We start from the raw sequence: 21,135 nt of genomic DNA, 5'->3' as shown, positions 1-21,135 counted from the left end.
TCGCGCCACGCTACCGGCGTGCAGCACAGTTGCCCGCACCGTGAACCGTCGAACACACAGAGTTCGTACACCGCTAGTTTTCTCGCAAACTGATGTTGGGTGATTGTTCGTGAGTAAATCGAAAACCGCTGTGCGCGTTTGCATTTCGTTCGAATCCTGCGTCGGCCACCGCTTGCCGGATAGGGTCGGGGTCGGATATTGCCGGGCAGTGGGGGAAGCATGTCAGACGTGAGCATTGTGTGGCCGTCGAGCGCGAACACACCGCCGCTGCTCGCGGTCAACGACGCCGCGCTGCACGACTTGCACATCGACGAGGTGATCAACGCGATCTTGGGCGCCGACGAATACGATCTGCGGCCGATCTTCGCGCACCCCACCTCCGACGTCGCGACGGTGCGGTACCGCCACGAAGTGTTCGCTGACCTCGCGGTCGAGGACATTCGAACAGCACTGACCGGCTTCGCCGCGAATATGCGCCAGGTGCGCGACGAACTCGCGACAGGCGCCAGTCGCGAGCACCCGCATCAGCGGGGGTGGTGGGAGCTAACCGCTGCGGCGCATTACCTTGACGCACTCACGGGATTGGCTGCCGAACTCGACGCGGTGCCGATCCGTTCTGTCGCGCTAACTCGTTGGCGCACTTGGCTTCTCGCCTTTCTCACGACACAGGAGCTCACCGATTTCGCACGTGTCGTCGCCGAGGTGCGGGCCGAGCTCGACCACGTGCGCTACACGCTGCGCATTTCGGGCCGCACGATCGAGGTGATGCCAGCGGCCGAGCTGCTCGATCACAGCGCGGTGATCGCGAATCTGTTCGCTCGCTTCGGGGTCGTCGCGCCCGCGCCTGCTGGGCAGCCGCGTTTCGATCCGGCGGCGAACTTGCAAGAGCAGTTGCTTGACGAGGTGGCCGCGGTGTCGCCGTTGGCGTTTGGTCGACTTACCGCATTCGGGCGTGACTACCGCGTTTTCCCCGGGTACGCGGCGGTCGCGACGTTTGATCGCGAGCTCGCGTTTTATCTGACCTATCTGCGGTTCGCCGACCGCGTCGGGACTAGTCGACTGTGCGTGCCCGAGTTGGCTGACGACACCACCGCGATCCACGCTGACAACGCGTTCGACCTCGCACTAGCCACCCAGTGGCGCGCCCAGCCGACCGAGGTGGTTGCCAACGACTGGCAACTGTCGACTGGGGAACTCGCGATCATCGTCACCGGACCGAATCAGGGCGGCAAGACCACGTTCGCGCGCGCGTTCGGTCAGCTGCTCTACCTCACCGCGCTCGGCGGTCTCGTGCCCGCGAGCAGCGCGCGGTTGCCGCTGGCTGACCGCATCGACACTCATTTCGCGGCAGCCGAAGCGATCACCGATCCCACCGGACGGCTTGCCACCGAACTGCTGCGCGTCCGCGACACCCTCGACGTCGCGACTGGGAGAAGTGTCGTGATCCTCAACGAAACGCTCAGCGCGACGGGCAGCGCCGACGCGGCCACTATCGGTCGCGACATTCTCGCGCGCATCGCCGAGGTCGGGGCGGTCGCGTTGTGGGTCACGTTTTTCGACGAGCTCGCCGACATGGGTTCGTTTGCCGTCAGCATGGTCGCCACGACCGACCCCGACGACCCCGGGCGCCGCACATTCCGATTGGAACGCCGTGCCGCTGACGGTGACGCGCAGGCGGTCATGCTCGCTCGCCGGTTCGGGCTCACGCGGGAACGCGTCGCTGACCGGGTGAACTCATGCGCGTAAACCTTCTCGCCCCGGCCACTGTTGCGGTTGCCCCGATCGTCACCGACGCGACCGCCCTGCACGACCTCGGTCTAACAACGTTGTGCGACAACGCTTCTGATGATCCGGTCATGCAGGCGGCGCTGCGGTCGGCGTTGTTGACCGCGTCGGCCGATCCTGACGTGATCAGCTACCGGCATGCCGTTCTCGCCGAAACTCATACGCAGCACGCGGTGGTGCGCGAACTGTATGACATCGCTACGGCCGCCACGCTCGTGCGCCGCCGCAAGGTAGGTCCAGCGCACCGGGCCAGCGGCAAACTGTTGTTAGCCGTGGACGCGCTCACCGAGTTGCTCACGCATGTGCGTGCGCTGCGAAAGCTCGTGGTTCGCCACGCGCACCGATTCAGCTCCCCCGGTTTCGTCGACTTGATGAACACCGTGACGACCGCGCTGACCGAGAACTACCTCGATGAGGCCGAAGCGCAGGTGCGGGCCCTCAATTACGACGCGGGCATTCAGCTCAGTGCGCGCTTGGGCGACGACAACGGGATCGCCGATGTGGTGTTGCATGCGCCGACGCGTCGGAAGTCGCCGTTCGCGCGCCGCGACCGCGACGTGCGGGCCTTCCACGTGGCCGACGAACCGGACCCGGAATACGATCCGCTCGCCCGCCTGCGTGATTACGCGGTGTCGATGGTGGCGGCCGTACTCAACGATGCTGCCGCCCACGTTCACGACTTTTTCACCCGGTTGCGCGATGAGGTCGCGTTTTATCTCGGTTGCGTCAGCCTCCACGACCGGCTTCGCGCCACCGGTTACCCGCTCTGTCTGCCGACCGCGCTCCCCATCGGTTCGACGCGGCTGGCATCTCGGCAGTTGCGCGACCCGATGCTGTGTTTGACGATGACCAATCCGGTAGTCAGCAATGATCTCGACGCCGACGCGCGGCACCTGATCGTGGTTACGGGGGCAAACAGCGGCGGCAAGTCGACGTTGTTGCGTGGGATTGGGGCAGCGCAGTTGATGATGCAGGCCGGGATGTACGTGGTCGCCGATTCGTTTGCCGCCGACGTGCGCACGCAACTGCTGACCCATTACACCGTCGATGAGGACCGCGGATTGTCGCGTGGTCAGTTTGTCGATGAACTCGCCCGAATGAGCGCGATCGTCGACAAACTCAGCCCCCACGGCATGCTGTTATGCAACGAATCCTTTTCCACCACCGGCGAATACGACGCCGCGCAGATCGCGGGTCCGTTGCTTGATGCCCTCACCGAATCAGGTGTGCGCGTTGTTTTCGTCACGCACCTGCATGGTTTCGCCGCGAAACGTTATCGCACCGGGGTCGGCACGGATCTGTTTCTCGGTGCCCGCACCGAAACCGACGGCACCCGCAGTTACGTTTTCACGCCCGCGGTGCCGGAATCGACGAGCCATGCGATCGACATTTACGAACAGATCTTCGGGCCGACGCCGGGTCGGCCCGAAGATCGTTAATCAGTGAGCCGGGTGTCGGCGTAGACGGTCATCGCGTCACGCTGGTACTCGGCGAGGCCGGTCGCGATCTGCTCGTAGTTCTGTTTGAACCGTTCGTCGTCGACATACATTTGCCCAACGCATTTGTACGCTTCCCGATTGGGTGTCCAGAATCGGGAAAGCCACTGGTAGTGGGCGTCGATTTCGGCTTGAACCGCCTCGTTTTCGACGGGTGTGCCCGCAGCGTAGAACTCGGCCATGCGCACCATCGCCGCGGTGATTTCACGCTGCAGCGCGGTCACGTCTTCGGGGGTGAAGGTGCCCGCGCGGCGGCGCGACTCGGCGAATTCCTCGGGCCACCTTTCTTGTGCTTCGGCGTCGTATTGGGTGTGGTCGAAGCCTTCGAAGAGGTTTTCGGGGCGATTGATGTCGATTCCCACGGTCGTTCCTTCCAGTTCAGCGATGGTCCGCGCGACGGTGTTCGCGACCAGCCCGAGTCGGTCGCGTTCTTCGAGCAACCGCTCGTGCTGGCGTTTCAGCGCGGCGATGGTGTCGGGTTCGGAGTCGATGACGTCCCCGATTTCGGCTAACCCGAGCCCCAGTTCGCGTAACACCAGAATCTGCTGCAACCGCAGCAATTGGCTTTGCTCGTAATACCGGTACCCGTTGGCACCGACGCGCGCAGGCGTGAGCAGCCCAATGTCGTCGTAGTGACGCAAAGTGCGGGCAGTGACCCCCGACATCTTCGCCACGTCCGCGATCGCCCAGCTGCTCATAGCCCTCTCCCTCGTTTGGCCGGTCGTTCCGGCCCGCACTCGACGGTAAAAGCTGCCGTTACGTCAAGGTCAAGTGTTAGTGCGGCCGGGCGGTCAGGACAAGCGGTCCGTCTTCGGTGATCGCGATCGTGTGTTCACTGTGGGCGGTGCGTGAGCCGTCGGCGGAGCGGATGGTCCAGCCGTCGGGGTCAAACACGATCTTGTCGGTGGTGCGGGCGAGCCAGGTTCGGTGTTACCTGAGCGGGCGGTGGCGGGTCATGGCGATCGCGCCGTCGGAAGTAGTCGTCACCGTCGCCACACCACCGAACGAGGTCAGCATCTCGTCGAGTTGGCGTTCCGCGCGTTCGGCGCGGGCCAAGGTTTGGGCGCGGGCGTCGTCGATCGCCGCTACCCGCTGTTCAGCTTCGGTGCGGACCTGTTCCAGTGCGGCTTCATTCGCGGTGCGGCGCTGCTCGGCTTCGGTCGCCGCGGTCGTGCGTAGTTCTTGCAGTTCCGCCCGCACGCGATCCAGTTCCGCGCGGGTGGCGTCGAGTTCTGTTCTCGCCCTTCGCCATTCGTCGCGCGCTTCGGCTGCCGCTTCGACGCGTTCGGCGGCCGTTGCTTCGGCGCGTTCGGTTGCCCGGTCAGCGTCGGCGGCGCGTTGCACCGCCAGATCACGTTCGGCGGTGATGGCCGCGACCTGGGCGTCAGCTTCGCGTCGGTAGGTGGCGAGCTCGTCGCGGGCGCGCTGCTCGGCGGCGGCGATCGCGGCAGCCGCTTCCTCCTGTACGGCAGCGATGGTGGCTTCCGTTTCGCGTTGAGCTTCGCGGATCTCGGTCTCGGCGGCGCTGCGGGCGGCGAAAACATCGTCGGCCGCGGTTTTGGTGACTTCTTCGATAGCGGCTAGTGCTTCGTCACGAGCGGTGTTGGCGGCGGCGATCTTTTCTTCGGCCTGTTCGGCGGCGGCAGCAGCATCTTCGGCGACGGACTCGGCGAGCGCGCGGGCGGTTTCGGCGTCGCGACGGGCTTGTTCAGCGGTGACGGCGGCCATTTCCGCTTCGGCGATACGCCTAGCGGCGTCGGCTTGCACGGTTTGGACCTGGGCTTCAGCGACGGAAGGGTCAGCGAGAGTGGACAGTTCGGCGACAGCGGCGGTGAGCGTGGTGCCGAGTTGGTCGGCGAGTCCACGGAACTGGCCGAGCAGTTCGTCGGCGCGCAGGCGGGCAACGGTGACTGGCCCTTGAGTCGTCACTGTGACGGCTTGCGTCGCGGTGTCGGTCTCTTGTTGTTGGCGTTGACGTTCGCGCCAGGCACGCCAACGGGTGTGGTCGGGGTGGTCGCAGTATTCCGATGGTCGGCCGGGGCCGCCGTTGCGCGGAATGGGTCGGGCACAGCCCGGGTAGTTGCAGACGCTCGACATGGGTGAATCGTAGCGTTTGTTTCGTCATTCTGTTACGTATCAACCGAAACGAATTACGTGCCGCAGCAAGGCAACCCGTTTCCCCGCCGCCGTTTCTGACCGCCGATAAGTGAACATTATCGGCGGTCAGGATCAACGGGATTCGTTTCGTGGCTGCTCTTATTTTGTCCTGGCTCAGTGAATCTGGTCCAGGCGCAGTTGATCTGGTATACACCTCGTCTACCTGGTCTGCGACTCAGTCTTTCTGGTCCGTGTGGCATGATCACCGGGATTCTGCTGGGGCTGGGTCGATTTGGACGGATGGTGGCGGGTGTCTGGCAGTGATGCTGGGTTGCAGCTGCTGGTCGGCGGGGTCGGGGCGGCTGGTTTCGCGGGTTTCCAGGTAGCGTTCGTCGGCGCGGATCGTGAGCTGGTGCGTGAGAGGTTGGCCGAGGCCGCCGGGATGGCGTTCGAGGCGGTGGCGCCGGTGCGGTCGATCCCGTCGTTTCGGGGGCAGCGCAACAATCCGGGTCTCTACTACTCGGCGACGGTGGGCGCGCACCTTGAGTACGAGTCGTGGCTCGAGCGAGACGAGGCGATGGCGCTGGACTTCGATCCAGGCGTTGTTGGGTACGCGGCGCAACCATTTTGGCTGTTCTGGATGGACGGGGTGAAGCAGCGATCGCATGCGCCGGACTTCTTCGCGCGCCTCGCGGACCGAACCGGTGTGGTGATCGACTGCCGTCCGGCGGCGCGGATCAAGCCCCGCGATCAGGCGGTGTTCGACACGACCGCGAAAGCCTGCGCGGAGGTGGGCTGGTCGTATCGGCTCGTGACCGGCCATGATCCGGTCTGGCTGGCGAACGTGCGGTGGCTGGCGGGATATCGCGCCGGGCGGTTCCGGGTCGAACCGGTGGCGTCGATGCTTCGTGGGTTGTTCGCGCGACCGCGCCCGTTGATCGAGGGCGCCCAGGCTGCGGGTGATCCTGTCGCGGTGCTGCCGGTGCTTTATCACCTGCTCTGGCGGCGGGAACTGGTGACGGACCTGGAGATACGGCTGGAAGGTTGGTCGTTGGTGACTGCGGGAGCGAACCGGTGACGGGCGTGATCCGGATCGGAGACCAGGTGTTGTTCGACGAAGTCGAGCACGAGGTGGCCGCCATATCGGGCACGAAGGTGCGGTTGGTGAGCGTGGCGGGTGAGGCCACGGTCGTTTCGCTGGTTCATTTGGTCGCCTCGCAGGGGTTTCGCCTGCTCACCAACCGCCAAATCCCGGCGCGAGGAGGGGGTTTGGTCGGCCAGAGTCTGGACGATTTGCCATCGGCGCAGGCCGAGCTCGCACGGTTCTGGGAACGGCACCTGATCGAGCTGGAAACCGGCGTGCGTCCCGGCGGCGAAACCGCTGTTGCGCGACCGGAATACGACCCGGTCCGGCCTATCGCTGAGCGTGATGCCGCGAAGGCCGCGGAGCTGACGGCGGCTGGGAGGCCGGTGAACGCCCGCATGGTCAAACGGATGCGTCTGCGCTACCGCGCCGGTGGTGTCCGGGCGTTGGTCGACGGCCGGGTGCTTCGGTCGGGGTCGCCGTTCGGCCGCGCCGACGAGCGTCTGGTGGCCGCGCTACAAGAGGCGATCGAGAGCGAGACCAATCGCTCGACGGGCACCCGGGACCGGTTGCGGCGCCGCGTCGAGGCGATCCTCGCCGAGCGCCACGGCGAAGGCGAGGTGGAGTTGCCGTCGAAGGCGACGTTCAACCGGTTGGCCGCGACCGTGTCGGCGGGCCGGCACACGTTCGGGTCGGCCAAAACCCGCCGCTCGGCGGCGAATCGTCCGGCGGGACCGTTCACGGCGACGTGGGCGGCGAGGCCGGGCCAGCACGTTCAGATCGACACGACTCCGCTGGATGTGTTGGCGATGTTCGATGACGGGGTGGCTCGGCGGGTTGAGTTGACCGCTGCGGTCGACGTCGCGACCCGCACGATCACTGCGGCTCTGTTGCGCCCGGTCGGGACTAAGGCGGTGGATGCCTCGCTGTTGTTGGCGCGGATGCTGGTGCCCGAGCCGATGCGTCCTGGCTGGCCGGAGGTGTTGCGGATGTCGGTGTCGCGGCTGCCGCACCGCAGCCTGTCCGATATTGATGCCCGGATGGCCGATGCCGCGGCCAAACCGGTGATCGTTCCGGAGGTGATCGGCTGCGATCGCGGGAAGGTGTTCTTGTCGGAGACCTTCGAGCGATCCTGCGAGCGGCTGGGTATTTCGGTGCTGCCTTCGCATCCTCGGACTCCGACTGATAATCCTGTGATCGAGCGGACCTTCCAGTCCATCAATTCCTTGTTCTGCCAGTATGTTTGCGGCTATGTCGGCCGGGACGTCACCCGTCGCGGCGCGACGGTCGAAGCCGAAGCCCTATGGTCACTGGCGCAATTGCAGGATCTGTTCGACGAATGGGTGATGCATTGGCAGCGCCGCCCGCACGAGGGCTTGCTCAGTCCCGACACCGCTCGCCCGGTGTCGCCGAACGAGATGTATTCGGTGCTGGTCTCCGCGGCCGGGTATCTGCCGTTGGTGTTGACCGGCGAAGACTACGTGGAGTTGCTGCCCGCTCAATGGCGCACGATCAACGACTACGGGGTTCGCATCGATCGCCGTACTTACGACGATATGGCGTTGAACCCTTACCGCCGCCAGAATTCTGGGGTCGCGTCCCGCAATGGGGCCTGGGAGGTCCGCTACGACCCCTACGACCTGTCACATGTGTTCATCCGGAACCACCGTGAGGGCGGTTGGATCCGCGCCGCCTGGACTCATCTGCCGATGGTGACAGCGCCGTTCGCCGATTTCACCTGGCGTCACGCACGCCGGGTGGTCGCTGAGTCCGAACCGACCGGTGAACCGATCGAGACAGCGACCGCGCGGGCGCTGGCGGATCTGCTGAACAGAGCTGGCGCCGGTCCCGGCACAGGCCCGGAACAGTCGAAGACCGACCGCAAGGTCGCTGCCCGAACCCGCGCCGCGACACCGCATCTGGATCAATTCGCGCCGGTCGACCTGCGCGATATCGACCCCGATGACGACTTCGACAACAGCGCAGACGACGGCGACCTGGGCACCGTGATCCCGTTCGGCGTCTATGACGCCGCCGCCGAGGCCGAGAGGTGGCCGTGAGTCGCGCCAGCGAATTCGATCCTCCACCGGACTCGCCACTGACCACCAAGGAAGGGTGGAGACTCTGGACCGGCCGCAACAGGACCCCGCCGCAGCTGCGCGAGGACTGGCGTGAGCTGGCGCCAGCCGAACGCCTGGAATACGACGATGAGCGGTTGAATTACCACTCCGATCTGATCGTGGTGAACACCCCGACCATCCAGGACATCACCAAAACAGTGAGCCGCCTATTGGTTCTGAACCGGCGCCAGATCTCGGCGCGGCGCGGGCTGATCGTCACCGGCGGCGCGGGCACCGGCAAGACCACCGCGCTGACCCAACTCGGGCTGACACACGAACTACGCACCCAACTGCGCAATCCGCGCCCGGGCCCGCGGATCCCGGTCGTCTACATCACGCTGCCGCCCGCGGCGACCGCACGTATGGTCGCCGTCGAGTTCGCCCGGTTCCTCGGGTTGCCGATCCTGGCCCGCGCCAACCTCACCGACATCACCAATTCCGTTTGCGCGGTGCTCTGCGATGTCGGCTGCGACCTGGTCCTGGTCGATGAGATCCACAACATCTCGCTGACCACTCGCGCCGGAGCTGAGGTATCCGACCAGCTGAAATACTTCTCCGAACGGATTCCGGCGACGTTCGTCTATGCCGGAATCGATGTCGAGCACGCCGGGCTGTTCTCCGGCATCCGGGGCAGACAGATCGCCAGCCGCTTCGCCACGATCTCCACACGCCCGTTCGCCCTTGGCAGCCCTCAACACCGCGGTCATTGGCGATCGTTGATCGTCACCTTGGAACAAGCGCTGCGCCTGCATCAGCATCGGCCCGGATCTCTTGCCCGCCATGACCAATACCTCTATCAGCGGACCGGCGGCATGCTCGGCAGCCTGTCGCACCTGATCCGAGGCGCGGCGATCGACGCCATCCATGACGGCAGCGAGAAGATCACCAAAGCCCACCTCGACGCCCAGCGTCTGGACCACGCCGCCGAACAACAGCCCGAAACGACCCCCAGGAAGCGTTCTGGCAGGCGAAAAGGCGTCGCATGAAACAGGGATGGCGAGCGCCGGGTTTAGCGCGTCAGCTGCCCATTCCGATCCCGCCCGCACCGAACGAGACCACTGCCTCCTACCTGGGTCGACTCGCCACGGTCAACCACCTCGCCATCGACGAGCTGAAGATACATCTGGGCATGAATCCCACACTGCTGGAGTTGCGGATGCGGCCGCCCAACTTAGGCAGGCTCGTCGTGATCACCGGCTATTCGCGTGATCAGCTGACTCGCGCACTTCCCGAGCTCACCAGCCGCCACCGCGATTCCACGCATCTGGCGAACTGGGCCCGCCCGGCCTGCCCTCGTTGCATCCGCCGCCACACCGGGGGACGAGTGATTCGCTACTATCCGTCCTACGTCCACGCGTGTCCGAAACATCGAATTTGGCTCAGCGACAAGCATTCTCACCGACATAGACTGCTCGATATCAGCGCCGTTCCCGAGGTTTTGGCTGCTCACACCACTCATCGGCGCCTGGCTCGCCGTCATCAGCCCCAACCAGCTCAATACGCGTTCAGAACCGCCCGAAGGCTCTTCGAGGACAACGACTTCTGGAACAGCTTCGCCGACACGACGGCCTTCGCAGGCATCAGCAACCGCCTCGACATCCTGAATCCAGGCGAGACCCGCGTCCTCATCGACGACCCCTCATTCCTGGCCGCGATCTACCCCAACGCTGTCGACACTGCGGCTCTCCTGGCATCACCGCACTGGCGACGAATCGCCTCCAGGAAAGAGACGGTCACACGGTTCCTGATCGAACTCGGAACACGGGTGAGCGGCCAACGGCGAACCTATTGGCCACGGCGCAACCGAGACCCCATCGCGAACTGGATCGAGGGCCTCAGCCGCGAACACATCGACTGGAAGAGGATCGAGCTACCCTCACGGCGGATTCCTCGACCCCTATGAACATCTCAGACCTGACGCCTTCGGCGCCGCATCATGGAACCCACCTCTCGGACCGCGTCATGCCAGCGAACGGAACACCGACCGTGGGGACGGGCCATTCGCCGATAGAAGGTCGCTACTTCTGCGGCCAATCACATGGGATACCGAGTACAGCGCCGACGCTGTGGATTGCCGACATCAACGCCTGTACCTCGTCGATCCCCTCGACATAGGCATCGGCTCGATCACCGATGCGGTACGGGCATAGATACATTCGCGGTCGTGCCGCATCCTCGCGCGGGCGCCCGATGGCGACATCGCCCGGACCGAAAGCAGAATCCACGGTCCTGGTTCCCAACGACGGCCCGAACTCGCGGGCGCTCACCGCGCACCCGTCGCAGCGCCTGATGATGGGCGCACCGGCCAGCCACAGCGTAAGTCGGTCGGGACCGGAGGAACAACCTCCGATCCCGACCGACGTTCCCGCTATGCGATATGAAGACCGAAGGTTTGGATGGGCGGACCTTTGGGACCTGATAAGCGACGGACGTCGAGACGATGAGTCGACTCGAAAAGGGCCAACTCACCGCCTCCCTCCTTCAAGAGCCGCCAGTCGAACATCCAGGTCGGTACCCAGAACGACACCTTGGCCTGATGATTGGAAGCGCTCGTAGATCCGCCACCGATGTAGTGCTTGTTCCCACCATGATGGATTTCCGCTTCGAGGTAGTACGGCAGAACGCCGATCTCAAGAGGCGCTGCAGGAAACGCGATCACCGTGAACAACAGCCCGTCCGGAAACAACGCCATCGGGGTGATCCAAGCCTTGGTGTCCGGGTTCAGAGTCGCGATCGCGACGACTCCGGTGGTGGGTAACTGTGTTGTCAGGTTCGTCATCGTCACCAATCCAGGTCAGCTATCTCACTGTCAGGGAACCGATCTCGCTGGCGCCGGTGTCATCGTATACCGACAGCCGTGTACCCGAATCGGACTTGTTCGCAAGGTCGCCGCTTCGGACGTAGCCGAACTCTCCCTCGTCGCTGTAGGCGGCGACAAAGTCGGGGTCCGGCTCGTCTGGTGACTGGCTCGCCGGGCCGAAGGTTTGACCGCCGACAGTGAAGGTCTTGCTGGTGTCGGCCGCCGACTCCTGCTCGATTCGTTGCGATCGCGCACTTGCCGCTCCGGAGTAATCGATCGGATTCGACGGGAACGTAACGTACTCGTTGAACCCAGAACCGTTGTACACCCGGACGAAGCCGTGGCTGTTGTAGGAGCCGGTTCCACAGACCGCCGAGGTGAAAGCCTCGTGAGTCGAGATCCACGCGGTGTTGTGCTGGTAGCCCGCGACTTCACATATTACGCCGCTCTTGAACAGGCGAGCGCGGACGCCCATAATCCCCGGCGCTACGGTGGACCCGGTGGATGTCCAGATCTTGCTCGACGCTCGGAGCCCACCGTCGTCAGTGATCGTCGAATTGTGCAGATAGATGACACCACCGATCGGCGGTGTGCCGCCGGTCCAGCCAATCTGAGTAGCAGCGCCAGCCTGTCCCGGAATCATGAGCGCGGCCGCGCCCGCAGTCAGGCCGATACACGCAACGCGGCGCAGCGTACGAGCAATTTTGGTTGCAGACATAATCCTACCCCATTAATTATGTGATGGACTGAAACGTGGTTCGGTTCGACGCCAATCTTAGGTCTCGACTCCGCAGTACAAGGTGAATTCCTCAGAAATTCCCGTAACTTCATTTTCGCCCGCGGTAATCGTCCCTTCGAGTCGGTAGACAGTTTGGTCACTGTTCGCGCAGATCGTATTATTGTGCTCAAGTAGGCTGATGTCTGCCCACCCGAACTGGTATGACTCACTCGCCATGGTATCGATATCATCGAAGAAGATGTCGGGGAACCACGGGGTCTTGCGCTGCTTCTGTAGCGTGACACTGATATGGTGCGGAAACCAGCCGCTACCAGCGCAATGACTTTCTAGCCCCCACTCGAGGAACCCGTTCACCGCCTGAGGATCATGAAAGAAGCCAGAGCAACTACCAGCACCGATCGACCGATTCTGAGGATCACCGACCTGCAATTCTAGATCCGGTTGACCCTGATTAGATTGCTGCGCAGAAGCAGGCCCCGCCAAGAGTATCGCGACCACCAGCACGCCGGTAGTGAAGAACGACATCCATTGGGTATATCGCCCCAATTGGCCAGAGGTAACGCGCTGTCGATACATAAAATCAGCCTTCCTGCTGTACTTCCGAGTAGAAGTATCCCCCGATAGTTGCATCTTCGAGGCAAAATGCCCTTCCGTTACGAAAAATGTCAACCCCCGCTTACGCGCGTTCGATAGGTGAGTTCATCCGGTTCAGGAGTTCCATTATGAAATCTTCAAATAGGAACTCAATCTACGAATTATTCGGTTCCGGCTTCAGGATCGCTCGGCGAACATGAGTACGGCAGGCGCAAGTCCGTGACGAGTGAATCAACCGAAGTCACGAACGGGAACGATCCAGCCTGGCCGCGGTTGGCCATCACTACCGGACCCCTGGTCACCGGACCCCTGGTCGCTACTGGACCCCCTCGTTGAGCGGCCCTGAGGCCAGCTCGACAAGACTCCCGGAGGACCCTCTCCGCAAGGACGCGCTACTGATCCTAACGTTCCACGCAGACCAGAAACACTGAGCCACTTTCCTCAATTCCGGCTCAGTTATCCTGGTCCATCGCAGGTCGCAGTCAGCCTCGCAGACCAGAAATATTGAGATGGGACATATTTCCGTTTACGTTTGGTCGCAGCCAACGCAACGTATCGCCTACGAAACCTCGCAAAAACTGTGCACCCCTGTACGGACGTACCGGAATGCGGCTGCCACCGCCGATTGCGTTGCGCCGCTTCCCTGAGCAGCCCCGGTTAACCCCAAGACCGGGTCGACCAAAAACAGCCGGGGCGGGTCGAAACCGTCGATCTGTCCGGTCGCACTTTCATGATTCGTCGCAAGCGGCGACATCCAGCGCGTCGCGTTCACCGAGATGCCCGCACATGGTCGAATGACCAAACGCGTACGGGGACAGGACGAAACGCTCGGCCGCCCGGCCGCAACATCTGGAGGCACGATGATCGTCAATCGACGCACCGTCAGCGTCTTCGCCGCGTGCGCCGCGGTGGCTGTCACCGCGGCGTGCAGTAGCGACAAATCCGGTGACCACGCCGCGCATTCGTCAACAACCACCGCATCAACAACCACCGCATCAACGACGGCAACGACGGCGGTGAAACTGACTGGCACCAGCGCGGCCCCACTCCCGGCGCCCAGCCCGAGCCATCCGCCAGCACCGAAACCCCTCGCTGACGTGAACTGTGGACCAGTCACCGGCGGAAACGGCGGAACAGCCGACGTCATCGCCTTCGCTTCCGACGCGGGCCGACCCGGCTGTACCGAAGCGTTCAACGTGGTGACCGACTACCTGACGGTCCCCCGCACCGGCGACGCGGCCACCGTCGACGGCTGGACCTGCGAACCCCAACCTGACACCACCGTCCCGCATGTCTGCTTCAAAGACGGCCTGATGATCGGCTTGCGCGGCAACGCGGCTCCGGCGAATCCGCCGAGCCCGGCCCCGACCCCTATTCGCACGATCATCCCGACCAGCACCCCGGTCACGACAACAAGCAGCGTTCCGCCCGAACCCGCCCCGGTCGTCGACGACGTGAACTGCGGCCCCGTCACCGACGCGGGTGGCGGCACGAGAACCGTTATCGCCGTTGGCACTTCGGCTGGACGCCCGGGTTGCACGGAAGCGATCAACGTCGCGACAACCTACGTAACGACAGTCAGCCCGTCCCCATCGATGACCGTCGACGGCTGGCAGTGCGACGCTCAAGCTGACCCGACAACCCCGTCGGTGTGCAAAAAAGACGGCCTCGTGATCGCACTGCGCGCGTCCTAGCGCACGAAAAACGGAGCAGCCCCTGGGAATTCGCGGTATCGACACGGTCGACAGAGTCGAGGCGATACCGCGAATTCCCTCGCCCGAATGGTGACAACTGACAGGCTTTTAGCGCACGGACGTCGTACTAAGGTCGCCAGCGCTATTGGCCATCGTCATGCCCACGCTGAACGGCACGACGAGCAGCACCAACGTGGCCAATCCACACACCCAGATCTGCCGACGCGCGATGACTGCGGCAACGACACCGGCGATAACGCCGCCGACCACAACCGTCGCGATCCCGCCCGCCGAAATCGCCCCAGCCTGGTTCACGCGATCCAGGCACGGGCTGGGCGACTGGCAACTATCCGCCGCCATCGCGAACATCGCGGTCATGATCAACAGGAACGCGGCGGTCGAGAACGCGAGACCGTAGCAAACGACAGCGAGCACGATTTCCCACCACGAGACGGTCGATCGAAGCTGCGGAACCTTGGTTGATGTGTCACCCATGGACTAAGCATCGCGTCACACCGACCTCCGCGGATGCGGGCAACTACTCAGTCGCGGGTACCTACCTCGTCTGCACGGGCGCGAGCCGGGGCGCGACCCGCACGCAAAGTCAGCAGCGACGGCGCGGGCGTTGGCTGGCGGCGACGGCGAGCGCGGCCATCACCGCACCAATCATCAACGCCAAGAACAGCTTTCACCGTAATACCCAGTATCGGCAGTCTCACACAACGCACGTGCCTGAGCTGTTCCACCACCATCCACTTCATCGCTGCTCAAGCAGCCTGCGACGACATTCCCCCACTACCGACTCGGGCGCGGTCCGATGATCGACGCGCGTTCAACCACCCGGCGCTGCGGCCAATAATCGCTTGCCGCGTAGTGCTGGACCGCGCGGTTGTCCCAGAAGGCCACCGTGTCCGGCTCCCACTTCAAGCGCACCTGGTGTTCGGGGGCGTCGGCGCGTCGGGCCAAACGGTCGATCAGCTCGCGGCTGCGGGACTCGTCGTAACCAACGATGCCCTCGGTGAAAATCCGGTTCACGTAAAGATGCTTGCGGCCGGTCACGGCGTGTTTTGCCACCACAGGATGGACCACCGACGGGTGCTGCTTGCGCAGTTGTTCCTGCTGTTCCGGCGAAGCACCGCGACCGAACGCGCGCGTGAAATCGTGCACGGCGTCGAGCGTGTCGATCTCGGCGCGGGTCTCGTCGTCCAGGGAGTCGTGCGCGGCGTACATATCGGCAAAAAGGGTGTCGCCACCGATTTCTGGGACATCGACCGCGTGCAGGATCGCACCCAGCGACGGCCGCTCGCGCCATGTGACGTCGTGATGCCACGCGTTCTCGACGCCAACCATGTTGTCGCCCTTCTCAAATCGCACCAGCTCGGGCTGGTCAGCGCTCGCGGCGAGGGCCGGGTGGATTTCGAGTTCGCCGAAACCCCGCGCGAACCGCACATGCTGGGCCGGGGTCAGCGGCTGGTCGCGGAAGAACAGCACCTTGTAATCGTGCAGCGCCTGCGTGATTTCGGCGATGACTTCGGCAGGCTGCTCGACGGTGAGGTCGACGCCGCTGATTTCAGCACCGAGCGTCGCGCCGACGAGGCGGGCGTCGAAGTGCTGCCACCGCAAACCACGCAGACGGTCTCGCTCGGCACGCAGATGCCCGTAGGGGCCGACGACCAGCGGGTATCCGAAAAGTGGGAATGGCCCGATCGGCGCGGTCAGGGTGGTTGATGCCGACATCTCACGATCTCCTTCGCTCATGTAGTCGCTCGACTACAGCAGGACTACCGCTAATGTAGTCAGGTGACTACAGGCGAGACGACGGATCGAATCAACCCGATTCCAACCCCGGTTGGCCGCGCCGCCATCCGCGCCGCCGTCCTCGAACACGCCGCGCACCTGTTCGCCGAACGCGGCCCCAACGCGACATCAGTCCGCGACATCGCCGAACGCGCGGGCATCAACCACGGTCTCGTCTTCCGCCACTTCGGCGCGAAAGACAACCTCATCGGCGCGGTCCTCGATCACCTGGGCGACCAACACGACCCCAACGCCAACCTCACCCCCAACCCCGGCGCGCAACTACACGTCCGAGTGCTGGTCCGCTGCCTGCTCGACGGCTACCCCGTCGGCGAACTGCAACACCGATTCCCCATCATGGAAGCCTTGATTGAGCGAGCGAAAGCCGGAGGGGCCGAACAGCATTCAGCCTCACTAGCGGCCGCCAATGCCGCCGCACTGCTCATCGGCTGGGAGATCCTCGGCCCGTTCCTCCGGGCCGCAACGGGGCTCGACGAAGTATCGGAATCGGAACTGCGCGCCAACGCCACCACACGCGCGGCCGCGATGCTGGACCACCCAGAGACAATCGTCGAAGGCCAGCCGCGCGACGACAGTTAGCTTCCCTCCGTCACAAAATCAGCGCCGACGCGATCCGCGCCACCGCCTCGTCGTCGTCATCGACAAGCTCAGTCAACATCGAACCTGTGCCCGGGATCTCCGCCAGCGCCTGCGTGAGCCGGATCCGCTGAGCTGAATCGGCAGCGGGCGCAGCCAACTCGACCGCTAGCGCAGCCCGAATCCGATCGCCCTCGGCACCACTTGCCAACGCGCCCAACAACTCCGCCGCTTCCACATCGTTCGGCCCATCACGCACGATCGCAACAAGTTCTCCCACCACGTAAACATCATTACGAGCACCCAACGCCAACACCGCACGCCTCCGCACGACCTCGTCGGAATCATCAAGCGCCACAACAAGACCCGCTGTCGACTCCACTCCCGGCAGGCTCACCAGCGCGTCAACAGCCCGACGCCGCAACACAACGTCGTCGGAACTCAACGCCGCGACCAACCCCGGCACCGCATCGTCGCCCGCACGGGCCAACGCCCACCGCAGCGCACCGGCGACGTTCGGAACGTCCTCGGCGAGCACGGCCTCTACCAGCGCGTCAGCGGGCACAGACTCGGTCAACACCGTGCGTTGCCGTCGCCCCGCATCCGGCGAAGCGAGCCCACGCAGCAACCCGACAACGTCAGCCACTTCCTCCCACGAAGCAGGGGCGGCCGTGTCAACCGCACGCAGACGGGCAAGCAACTCACGGTCGGCCTCGAGTCGCCGCTGCGTCTCGACGATCAGCTCACCAACGAGTCCAGCCGGGGTGAACGACGCGTCAGCCAACGCCGCCCCAACCTGACGAAGCGAAAGACCAAGGGAGCGAAGCCCTTCCACATAAAAGATGCGACGCAGGTCGGCTGGCGCGTACTCGCGATACCCACCAACCGTTCTCCCGGTGGGCACAACCAACCCGAGCGAGTCGTAATGCCGCAACATCCGCGCACTGACCCCTGTGCGCTCGGCAACGTCACCGATCAGCACGAAGCACCGCCCCTAAGGCAACCGCACGCCGCGCAGCAGCGACATTCAGCTCAAACGCCGCATCCGGATCATTCAGCAACGCCCGCGTCGCAACCGCGTGCGCGCGCACAACCGGATCGGCACTCGCCTCGAACCCAGCGATCACCACCGACGCATGATCACCCAGCTCAACAAGCGCCCGACTCAAGCTCCGCTGAGTCTCGGTCGCCCCACGTCCCAACTGCGTCGTCAACTCCACCGCCAACCACCCCTTCTCCGCATCGGGAACGAGCACGACCGCGGCCCGCCACGCACTCCGCGCCACTTCCACATCGGGGTCACGCAGCAGCGCCGACGTGATGTCTGGCCACACCGACGCATCGCCAATCTTCGACAGCGTATGCAACGCCTGACTCCGCGCCTGCGCGCGCGCCGAACGCAACTCAGCCCGCAACGCGGGCACAACCGAAGCACGGGGATAGCGCGTCAACGCCCACGTGAGCATGTCGCGGACGTAGAAGTCCGGCTCAATCGCGCACCGCTCAACCAGTACCCCGACCAGCCCGTCAGGTACGTGCGTACCAATCGCGAGCGCCGTCGACAACCGCACCGACGAATCCACCGCCGTCAACCCAGAAATGTTCATCACCCCAGTGAACGGCTTGACACAGTGCGAAGGTCAAGCCCCGCGCTCGGCAATCGCCATCGCCCACCGATACACCTCAGCCGGGTCACCCAACGATCGGCGCGCCCTACGCGACACTCGCGACCACACCAACGCCGACAACAGGTCGTGCAACCCCAAATGCACCCATTCCCACAGCATCGTGTCGAAGTTGTACGACTCCATCAACGGCCCAACGCGCGCCCGAATCTCAGCGACCTCACCAGCCGAAAACCCCACCGAACGCAGCCGCGACAGTGTGAAATCCTCGTGCGTCGCGTCGAACTGGGTATCCAGGAACGGTTCAAGCAAATCAGCCCACACGTCGACGCGATAGACCTCGACAACCCCATTGCGCCGACAAAATTCCGCTAACTCAGCGCGCGAACCCCCATGCACGAACACTGTTTCGCCAGCACGCGTGCGGATCTCGGGCGGCCACGCCGACACATCGACATCCCGAATGTCAGCGACGGGCAACACCCCAGCCGGATACACCGACGCGCCGACGAACGGATACGCGACGAACCGAATCTCGTCGGCGGCGAAGGTGATGTCCACCTGCCCATCATGACGATACCCACCGACAACTTCGCTGAGTTCGCTTATCGCACCGGCGATCTCGCGCACGAAGCATGCGGTTATGCGAGCATGGATACTCATGGCGTGCGTTGGCTAAACGTGTCGGTCGCCACTGAATATGTCGATGTGTTGGCAAGGGCCGTAATCAAACCGTTAGGGTTCATATATGGGACACACCGGAGCAGCAACTACCGAGCCGGATGAGCCGTACGTTCCGCTACCCCGGCACACATCGACTCACCTTGAGTTAGTCACCCCGGCAACCGAGCCGTCGCCAGCGACGGAACCTGCCGAAACCGCCGACGAACCGGCGACACCACTCAACCACGCGGGCTTCCCCAGCATCGGCGAAACGAGCCACCTCACCACCGCGGCACGCCACCGCCTCGCCGCCTACATCCACACGAAGCTCGCCGAACTCGCTGAAATGCCATGAGCTAACCCCGATCACCTAGGGTTGATCGGGTGACCAACCGCGATGCCGCAGTCGTCCTGCCGGAACGCGTCCGCACCGAACTACGCAGGGGTGTGCGCAGCGTCCTCGTCGACACCGCCGCATTGCGCCTTGTCCGCGAACGCTTCGACGACAACCAAGCGTCCGCGCTCCACCGCTACCTTGAGGCGTCGCAATCCGAGAACACCTTGCGCGCCTACCGCACCGACTGGGTCGCGTGGGCCGCATGGTGCCTCGCCGAGCACCGTCAGGCGCTGCCCGCCGACCCGCTTGACGTCGCGGTGTACCTCGCGGCCGCCGCTGATGCGCGTAAAGCTGACGGGCGATGGGCGTTCAGCCCCGCGACTCTCGACCGGAAAGCAGCCGCGATCGCCGCTGTCCACGCCGCGAACGGCCTGCCGTCACCAACCCGCTCCGACGTCGTCCGACTCACCCTGCGCGGCATCCGGCGCACGCGACGCACCGCACCGACCCGCAAACGCCCGGTCATGCTGCACACGCTCGACCAACTCCTCGCCCAGCTGCCCGAACCGGGCTGGCCTACCGAACCAGCGCGTCGTCGCGACGCCCTAGCCCTGCTGGTCGGCTTCGCTGGCGCACTACGCCGCAGCGAACTGGCTGGCCTGCGCATCAGCGACGTCGAGGTCCGCACCGATCATGCGACCGGCGAGCCGCTGCTGGTCATCGCCCTGCCGACAACCAAAACCGACCCCACCGGCGCAGCCGAACAACGCATCGCGCTCCCCCGAGGTCAGCACCCGCACACCTGCCCGGTCTGCGCGTTCGCCGACTGGATCCGCCTGCTCGAAGCACCGGGCAACGAAGAACCAGTCGACCCGAAAGTGCACCGCTGCCACGGCTTCACCGGCACGCACCTCACCGACGACGAGCAACGCCCCCTGTTCCCCACGATCAACCGACACGGCGGCATCGGCGACACCGCGATCTCCGGCCGCGCGGTCGCCGAGCTGGTCAAACGCTATGCCGCACGCGCTGGTCTCGACCCCGCCCTGTTCTCCGGCCATTCCCTACGTGCCGGCTTCGCCACCCAGGCCGCGCTAGGCGGTGCGAGCGACCGCGAAATCATGCGCCAAGGCCGTTGGTCCAACCCTCGCACCGTCCACGGCTACATCCGCACGGCCAACCCACTCGACGACAACGCGGTGACGAAACTCGGCCTCTAGCTAGACCCGGGCCAGCCGGAAGATCCGAAACTCGCGCCCCTGTGCCAGCCCGGCTTCCATCTCGTAGCCCGGCCAGAACTCGACGACCTGGTCCCAATACCGCTTGCGCTCAACCCCGGTGAACTCGGTAACCGACACCTTGAAGGGCGCGCTTCCCTTGTACACGGCCGTCGCGGTTGTCGCCGCGCGCAGGTTCGCCGACCAGGCGGGATGCTCGGGCCGACCCCAGTTCGAGCCGACAAGCAGAAAACCATCACCATCGGGCACACACAACAGCGACGTCGTGCGTTCCAGTCCGGACTTCCGACCAACAACGGTGATCTGAATCGACGGCAATCCGCCTATGTCGAGCACGCCGAACCGCCCACCGGTAACTCTGCGCAGGAACCGTTCCGCAGGCAAAACCACGCCTGCTCCCCGCATCACCCACGGCTGACGGGCGAACCCCCTCGCGAAGCGCTGAATCGAATTCCATTCCCACATTCTT

The 21,135-nt window shown here is 64.3% G+C and carries 22 protein-coding genes and 1 pseudogene; 10 read left to right on the top strand and 13 right to left on the bottom strand.

What is annotated here, in order from left to right; all coding sequences use genetic code 11:
* The first annotated feature begins 228 nt into the window (after nt 1–228).
* Together IEX78_RS01885 and IEX78_RS01880 are read left to right on the top strand one after the other, a co-directional pair.
* Nucleotides 229–1,746: a MutS-related protein gene (locus IEX78_RS01885; RefSeq protein WP_188826953.1), complete on the top strand. Its 1,518-nt coding sequence runs from the start codon at nt 229–231 to the stop codon at nt 1,744–1,746.
* On the top strand, nt 1,737–3,224 hold the full coding sequence (locus IEX78_RS01880) for a MutS-related protein (RefSeq protein ID WP_188826952.1): 1,488 nt from the start codon (nt 1,737–1,739) through the stop codon (nt 3,222–3,224). The genes IEX78_RS01885 and IEX78_RS01880 overlap by 10 nt, the downstream gene beginning before the upstream one ends.
* On the opposite strand, the gene IEX78_RS01875 is transcribed toward IEX78_RS01880, so the two are convergent.
* From IEX78_RS01875 to IEX78_RS01865, 3 genes and pseudogenes are all read right to left on the bottom strand, one after another.
* Nucleotides 3,221–3,979 carry a MerR family transcriptional regulator gene (locus tag IEX78_RS01875; RefSeq protein WP_188826951.1) on the bottom strand — a complete coding sequence of 253 codons (759 nt, stop codon included), beginning with the start codon at nt 3,977–3,979 and terminating at the stop codon, nt 3,221–3,223. The genes IEX78_RS01880 and IEX78_RS01875 overlap by 4 nt on opposite strands.
* 76 nt (nt 3,980–4,055) lie before the next feature.
* Nucleotides 4,056–4,202, bottom strand: a pseudogene (locus IEX78_RS01870) (type I methionyl aminopeptidase); the annotation flags it as partial.
* Between the two features lie 9 nt (nt 4,203–4,211).
* Complete coding sequence (locus tag IEX78_RS01865) at nt 4,212–5,378, bottom strand: coiled-coil domain-containing protein (RefSeq protein WP_229683648.1); 1,167 nt, start codon at nt 5,376–5,378, stop codon at nt 4,212–4,214.
* Nucleotides 5,379–5,709: 331 nt separating this feature from the next.
* Here IEX78_RS01865 and IEX78_RS01860 point away from each other — a divergent pair, with 331 nt between their 5' ends.
* From IEX78_RS01860 to IEX78_RS01845, 4 genes are read left to right on the top strand one after another with little or no spacing between them, the layout of a single operon-like run.
* On the top strand, nt 5,710–6,456 hold the full coding sequence (locus IEX78_RS01860) for a TnsA-like heteromeric transposase endonuclease subunit (RefSeq protein ID WP_188826950.1): 747 nt from the start codon (nt 5,710–5,712) through the stop codon (nt 6,454–6,456).
* Nucleotides 6,453–8,522 carry a Mu transposase C-terminal domain-containing protein gene (locus IEX78_RS01855; RefSeq protein WP_229683647.1) on the top strand — a complete coding sequence of 690 codons (2,070 nt, stop codon included), beginning with the start codon at nt 6,453–6,455 and terminating at the stop codon, nt 8,520–8,522. Before IEX78_RS01860 ends, IEX78_RS01855 begins: the two co-directional genes overlap by 4 nt.
* Entirely contained in the window at nt 8,519–9,568 is a 1,050-nt protein-coding gene (locus tag IEX78_RS01850; protein ID WP_188826949.1) for a TniB family NTP-binding protein, read from the top strand. The genes IEX78_RS01855 and IEX78_RS01850 overlap by 4 nt, the downstream gene beginning before the upstream one ends.
* Nucleotides 9,565–10,485 (top strand): TniQ family protein, encoded by a 921-nt coding sequence (locus IEX78_RS01845; protein ID WP_188826948.1) that lies wholly within the window; start codon nt 9,565–9,567, stop codon nt 10,483–10,485. The genes IEX78_RS01850 and IEX78_RS01845 overlap by 4 nt, the downstream gene beginning before the upstream one ends.
* Nucleotides 10,486–10,600: 115 nt before the next feature.
* On the opposite strand, the gene IEX78_RS24690 is transcribed toward IEX78_RS01845, so the two are convergent.
* The 4 genes from IEX78_RS24690 to IEX78_RS01830 all read right to left on the bottom strand — a co-directional run bounded on the left by IEX78_RS24690 (nt 10,601) and on the right by IEX78_RS01830 (nt 12,646).
* On the bottom strand, nt 10,601–10,807 hold the full coding sequence (locus IEX78_RS24690) for a DUF6968 family protein (RefSeq protein WP_373291532.1): 207 nt from the start codon (nt 10,805–10,807) through the stop codon (nt 10,601–10,603).
* A gap of 143 nt (nt 10,808–10,950) precedes the next feature.
* Nucleotides 10,951–11,361, bottom strand: a complete 411-nt coding sequence (locus tag IEX78_RS01840; protein WP_188826947.1) for a hypothetical protein — start codon at nt 11,359–11,361, stop codon at nt 10,951–10,953.
* A gap of 19 nt (nt 11,362–11,380) precedes the next feature.
* Nucleotides 11,381–12,100 (bottom strand): hypothetical protein, encoded by a 720-nt coding sequence (locus IEX78_RS01835; protein WP_188826946.1) that lies wholly within the window; start codon nt 12,098–12,100, stop codon nt 11,381–11,383.
* Between the two features lie 57 nt (nt 12,101–12,157).
* Nucleotides 12,158–12,646, bottom strand: a complete 489-nt coding sequence (locus IEX78_RS01830) for a hypothetical protein (protein WP_188826945.1) — start codon at nt 12,644–12,646, stop codon at nt 12,158–12,160.
* 929 nt (nt 12,647–13,575) lie between these two features.
* On the opposite strand from IEX78_RS01830, the gene IEX78_RS01825 reads away from it, so the two are divergent.
* A complete protein-coding gene (locus IEX78_RS01825; protein WP_188826944.1) occupies nt 13,576–14,409 on the top strand; it encodes a hypothetical protein in 834 nt (277 codons plus the stop codon).
* A gap of 108 nt (nt 14,410–14,517) precedes the next feature.
* On the opposite strand, the gene IEX78_RS01820 is transcribed toward IEX78_RS01825, so the two are convergent.
* Together IEX78_RS01820 and IEX78_RS01815 are read right to left on the bottom strand one after the other, a co-directional pair.
* Nucleotides 14,518–14,904 (bottom strand): hypothetical protein, encoded by a 387-nt coding sequence (locus tag IEX78_RS01820; protein ID WP_188826943.1) that lies wholly within the window; start codon nt 14,902–14,904, stop codon nt 14,518–14,520.
* Nucleotides 14,905–15,204: 300 nt separating this feature from the next.
* A complete protein-coding gene (locus tag IEX78_RS01815) occupies nt 15,205–16,146 on the bottom strand; it encodes a TauD/TfdA dioxygenase family protein (RefSeq protein ID WP_188826942.1) in 942 nt (313 codons plus the stop codon).
* Between the two features lie 63 nt (nt 16,147–16,209).
* Between IEX78_RS01815 and IEX78_RS01810 the strand changes: the two genes are divergently transcribed.
* Complete coding sequence (locus tag IEX78_RS01810; protein WP_229683646.1) at nt 16,210–16,806, top strand: TetR/AcrR family transcriptional regulator; 597 nt, start codon at nt 16,210–16,212, stop codon at nt 16,804–16,806.
* A 10-nt stretch (nt 16,807–16,816) separates the two neighbouring features.
* Here IEX78_RS01810 and IEX78_RS01805 read toward each other — a convergent pair whose 3' ends face one another.
* Genes IEX78_RS01805 through IEX78_RS01795 form a run of 3 tightly spaced genes read right to left on the bottom strand, consistent with a single transcriptional unit; the run spans nt 16,817 to nt 19,091 of the window.
* Nucleotides 16,817–17,785 (bottom strand): HEAT repeat domain-containing protein, encoded by a 969-nt coding sequence (locus tag IEX78_RS01805; protein ID WP_188826941.1) that lies wholly within the window; start codon nt 17,783–17,785, stop codon nt 16,817–16,819.
* Nucleotides 17,772–18,410 carry a HEAT repeat domain-containing protein gene (locus IEX78_RS01800; protein ID WP_188826940.1) on the bottom strand — a complete coding sequence of 213 codons (639 nt, stop codon included), beginning with the start codon at nt 18,408–18,410 and terminating at the stop codon, nt 17,772–17,774. Before IEX78_RS01800 ends, IEX78_RS01805 begins: the two co-directional genes overlap by 14 nt.
* Before the next feature lie 33 nt (nt 18,411–18,443).
* Nucleotides 18,444–19,091, bottom strand: a complete 648-nt coding sequence (locus IEX78_RS01795; protein WP_188826939.1) for a hypothetical protein — start codon at nt 19,089–19,091, stop codon at nt 18,444–18,446.
* A gap of 85 nt (nt 19,092–19,176) precedes the next feature.
* On the opposite strand from IEX78_RS01795, the gene IEX78_RS01790 reads away from it, so the two are divergent.
* Together IEX78_RS01790 and IEX78_RS01785 are read left to right on the top strand one after the other, a co-directional pair.
* Entirely contained in the window at nt 19,177–19,446 is a 270-nt protein-coding gene (locus IEX78_RS01790) for a hypothetical protein (RefSeq protein WP_188826938.1), read from the top strand.
* Nucleotides 19,447–19,475: 29 nt separating this feature from the next.
* Nucleotides 19,476–20,648 (top strand): site-specific integrase, encoded by a 1,173-nt coding sequence (locus IEX78_RS01785; RefSeq protein WP_188826937.1) that lies wholly within the window; start codon nt 19,476–19,478, stop codon nt 20,646–20,648.
* Here IEX78_RS01785 and IEX78_RS01780 read toward each other — a convergent pair whose 3' ends face one another.
* The gene (locus IEX78_RS01780; RefSeq protein WP_229683645.1) at nt 20,649–21,131 is read right to left on the bottom strand and encodes a nitroreductase family deazaflavin-dependent oxidoreductase; all 483 of its coding nucleotides are present in this window, start codon (nt 21,129–21,131) and stop codon (nt 20,649–20,651) included.
* Nucleotides 21,132–21,135 lie beyond the last annotated feature (4 nt).

This window comes from Nocardia camponoti (assembly GCF_014646135.1).
Taxonomy (GTDB): Bacteria; Actinomycetota; Actinomycetes; order Mycobacteriales; family Mycobacteriaceae; genus Nocardia; species Nocardia camponoti.
This window is presented reverse-complemented; position numbering and strand designations above follow the sequence as displayed.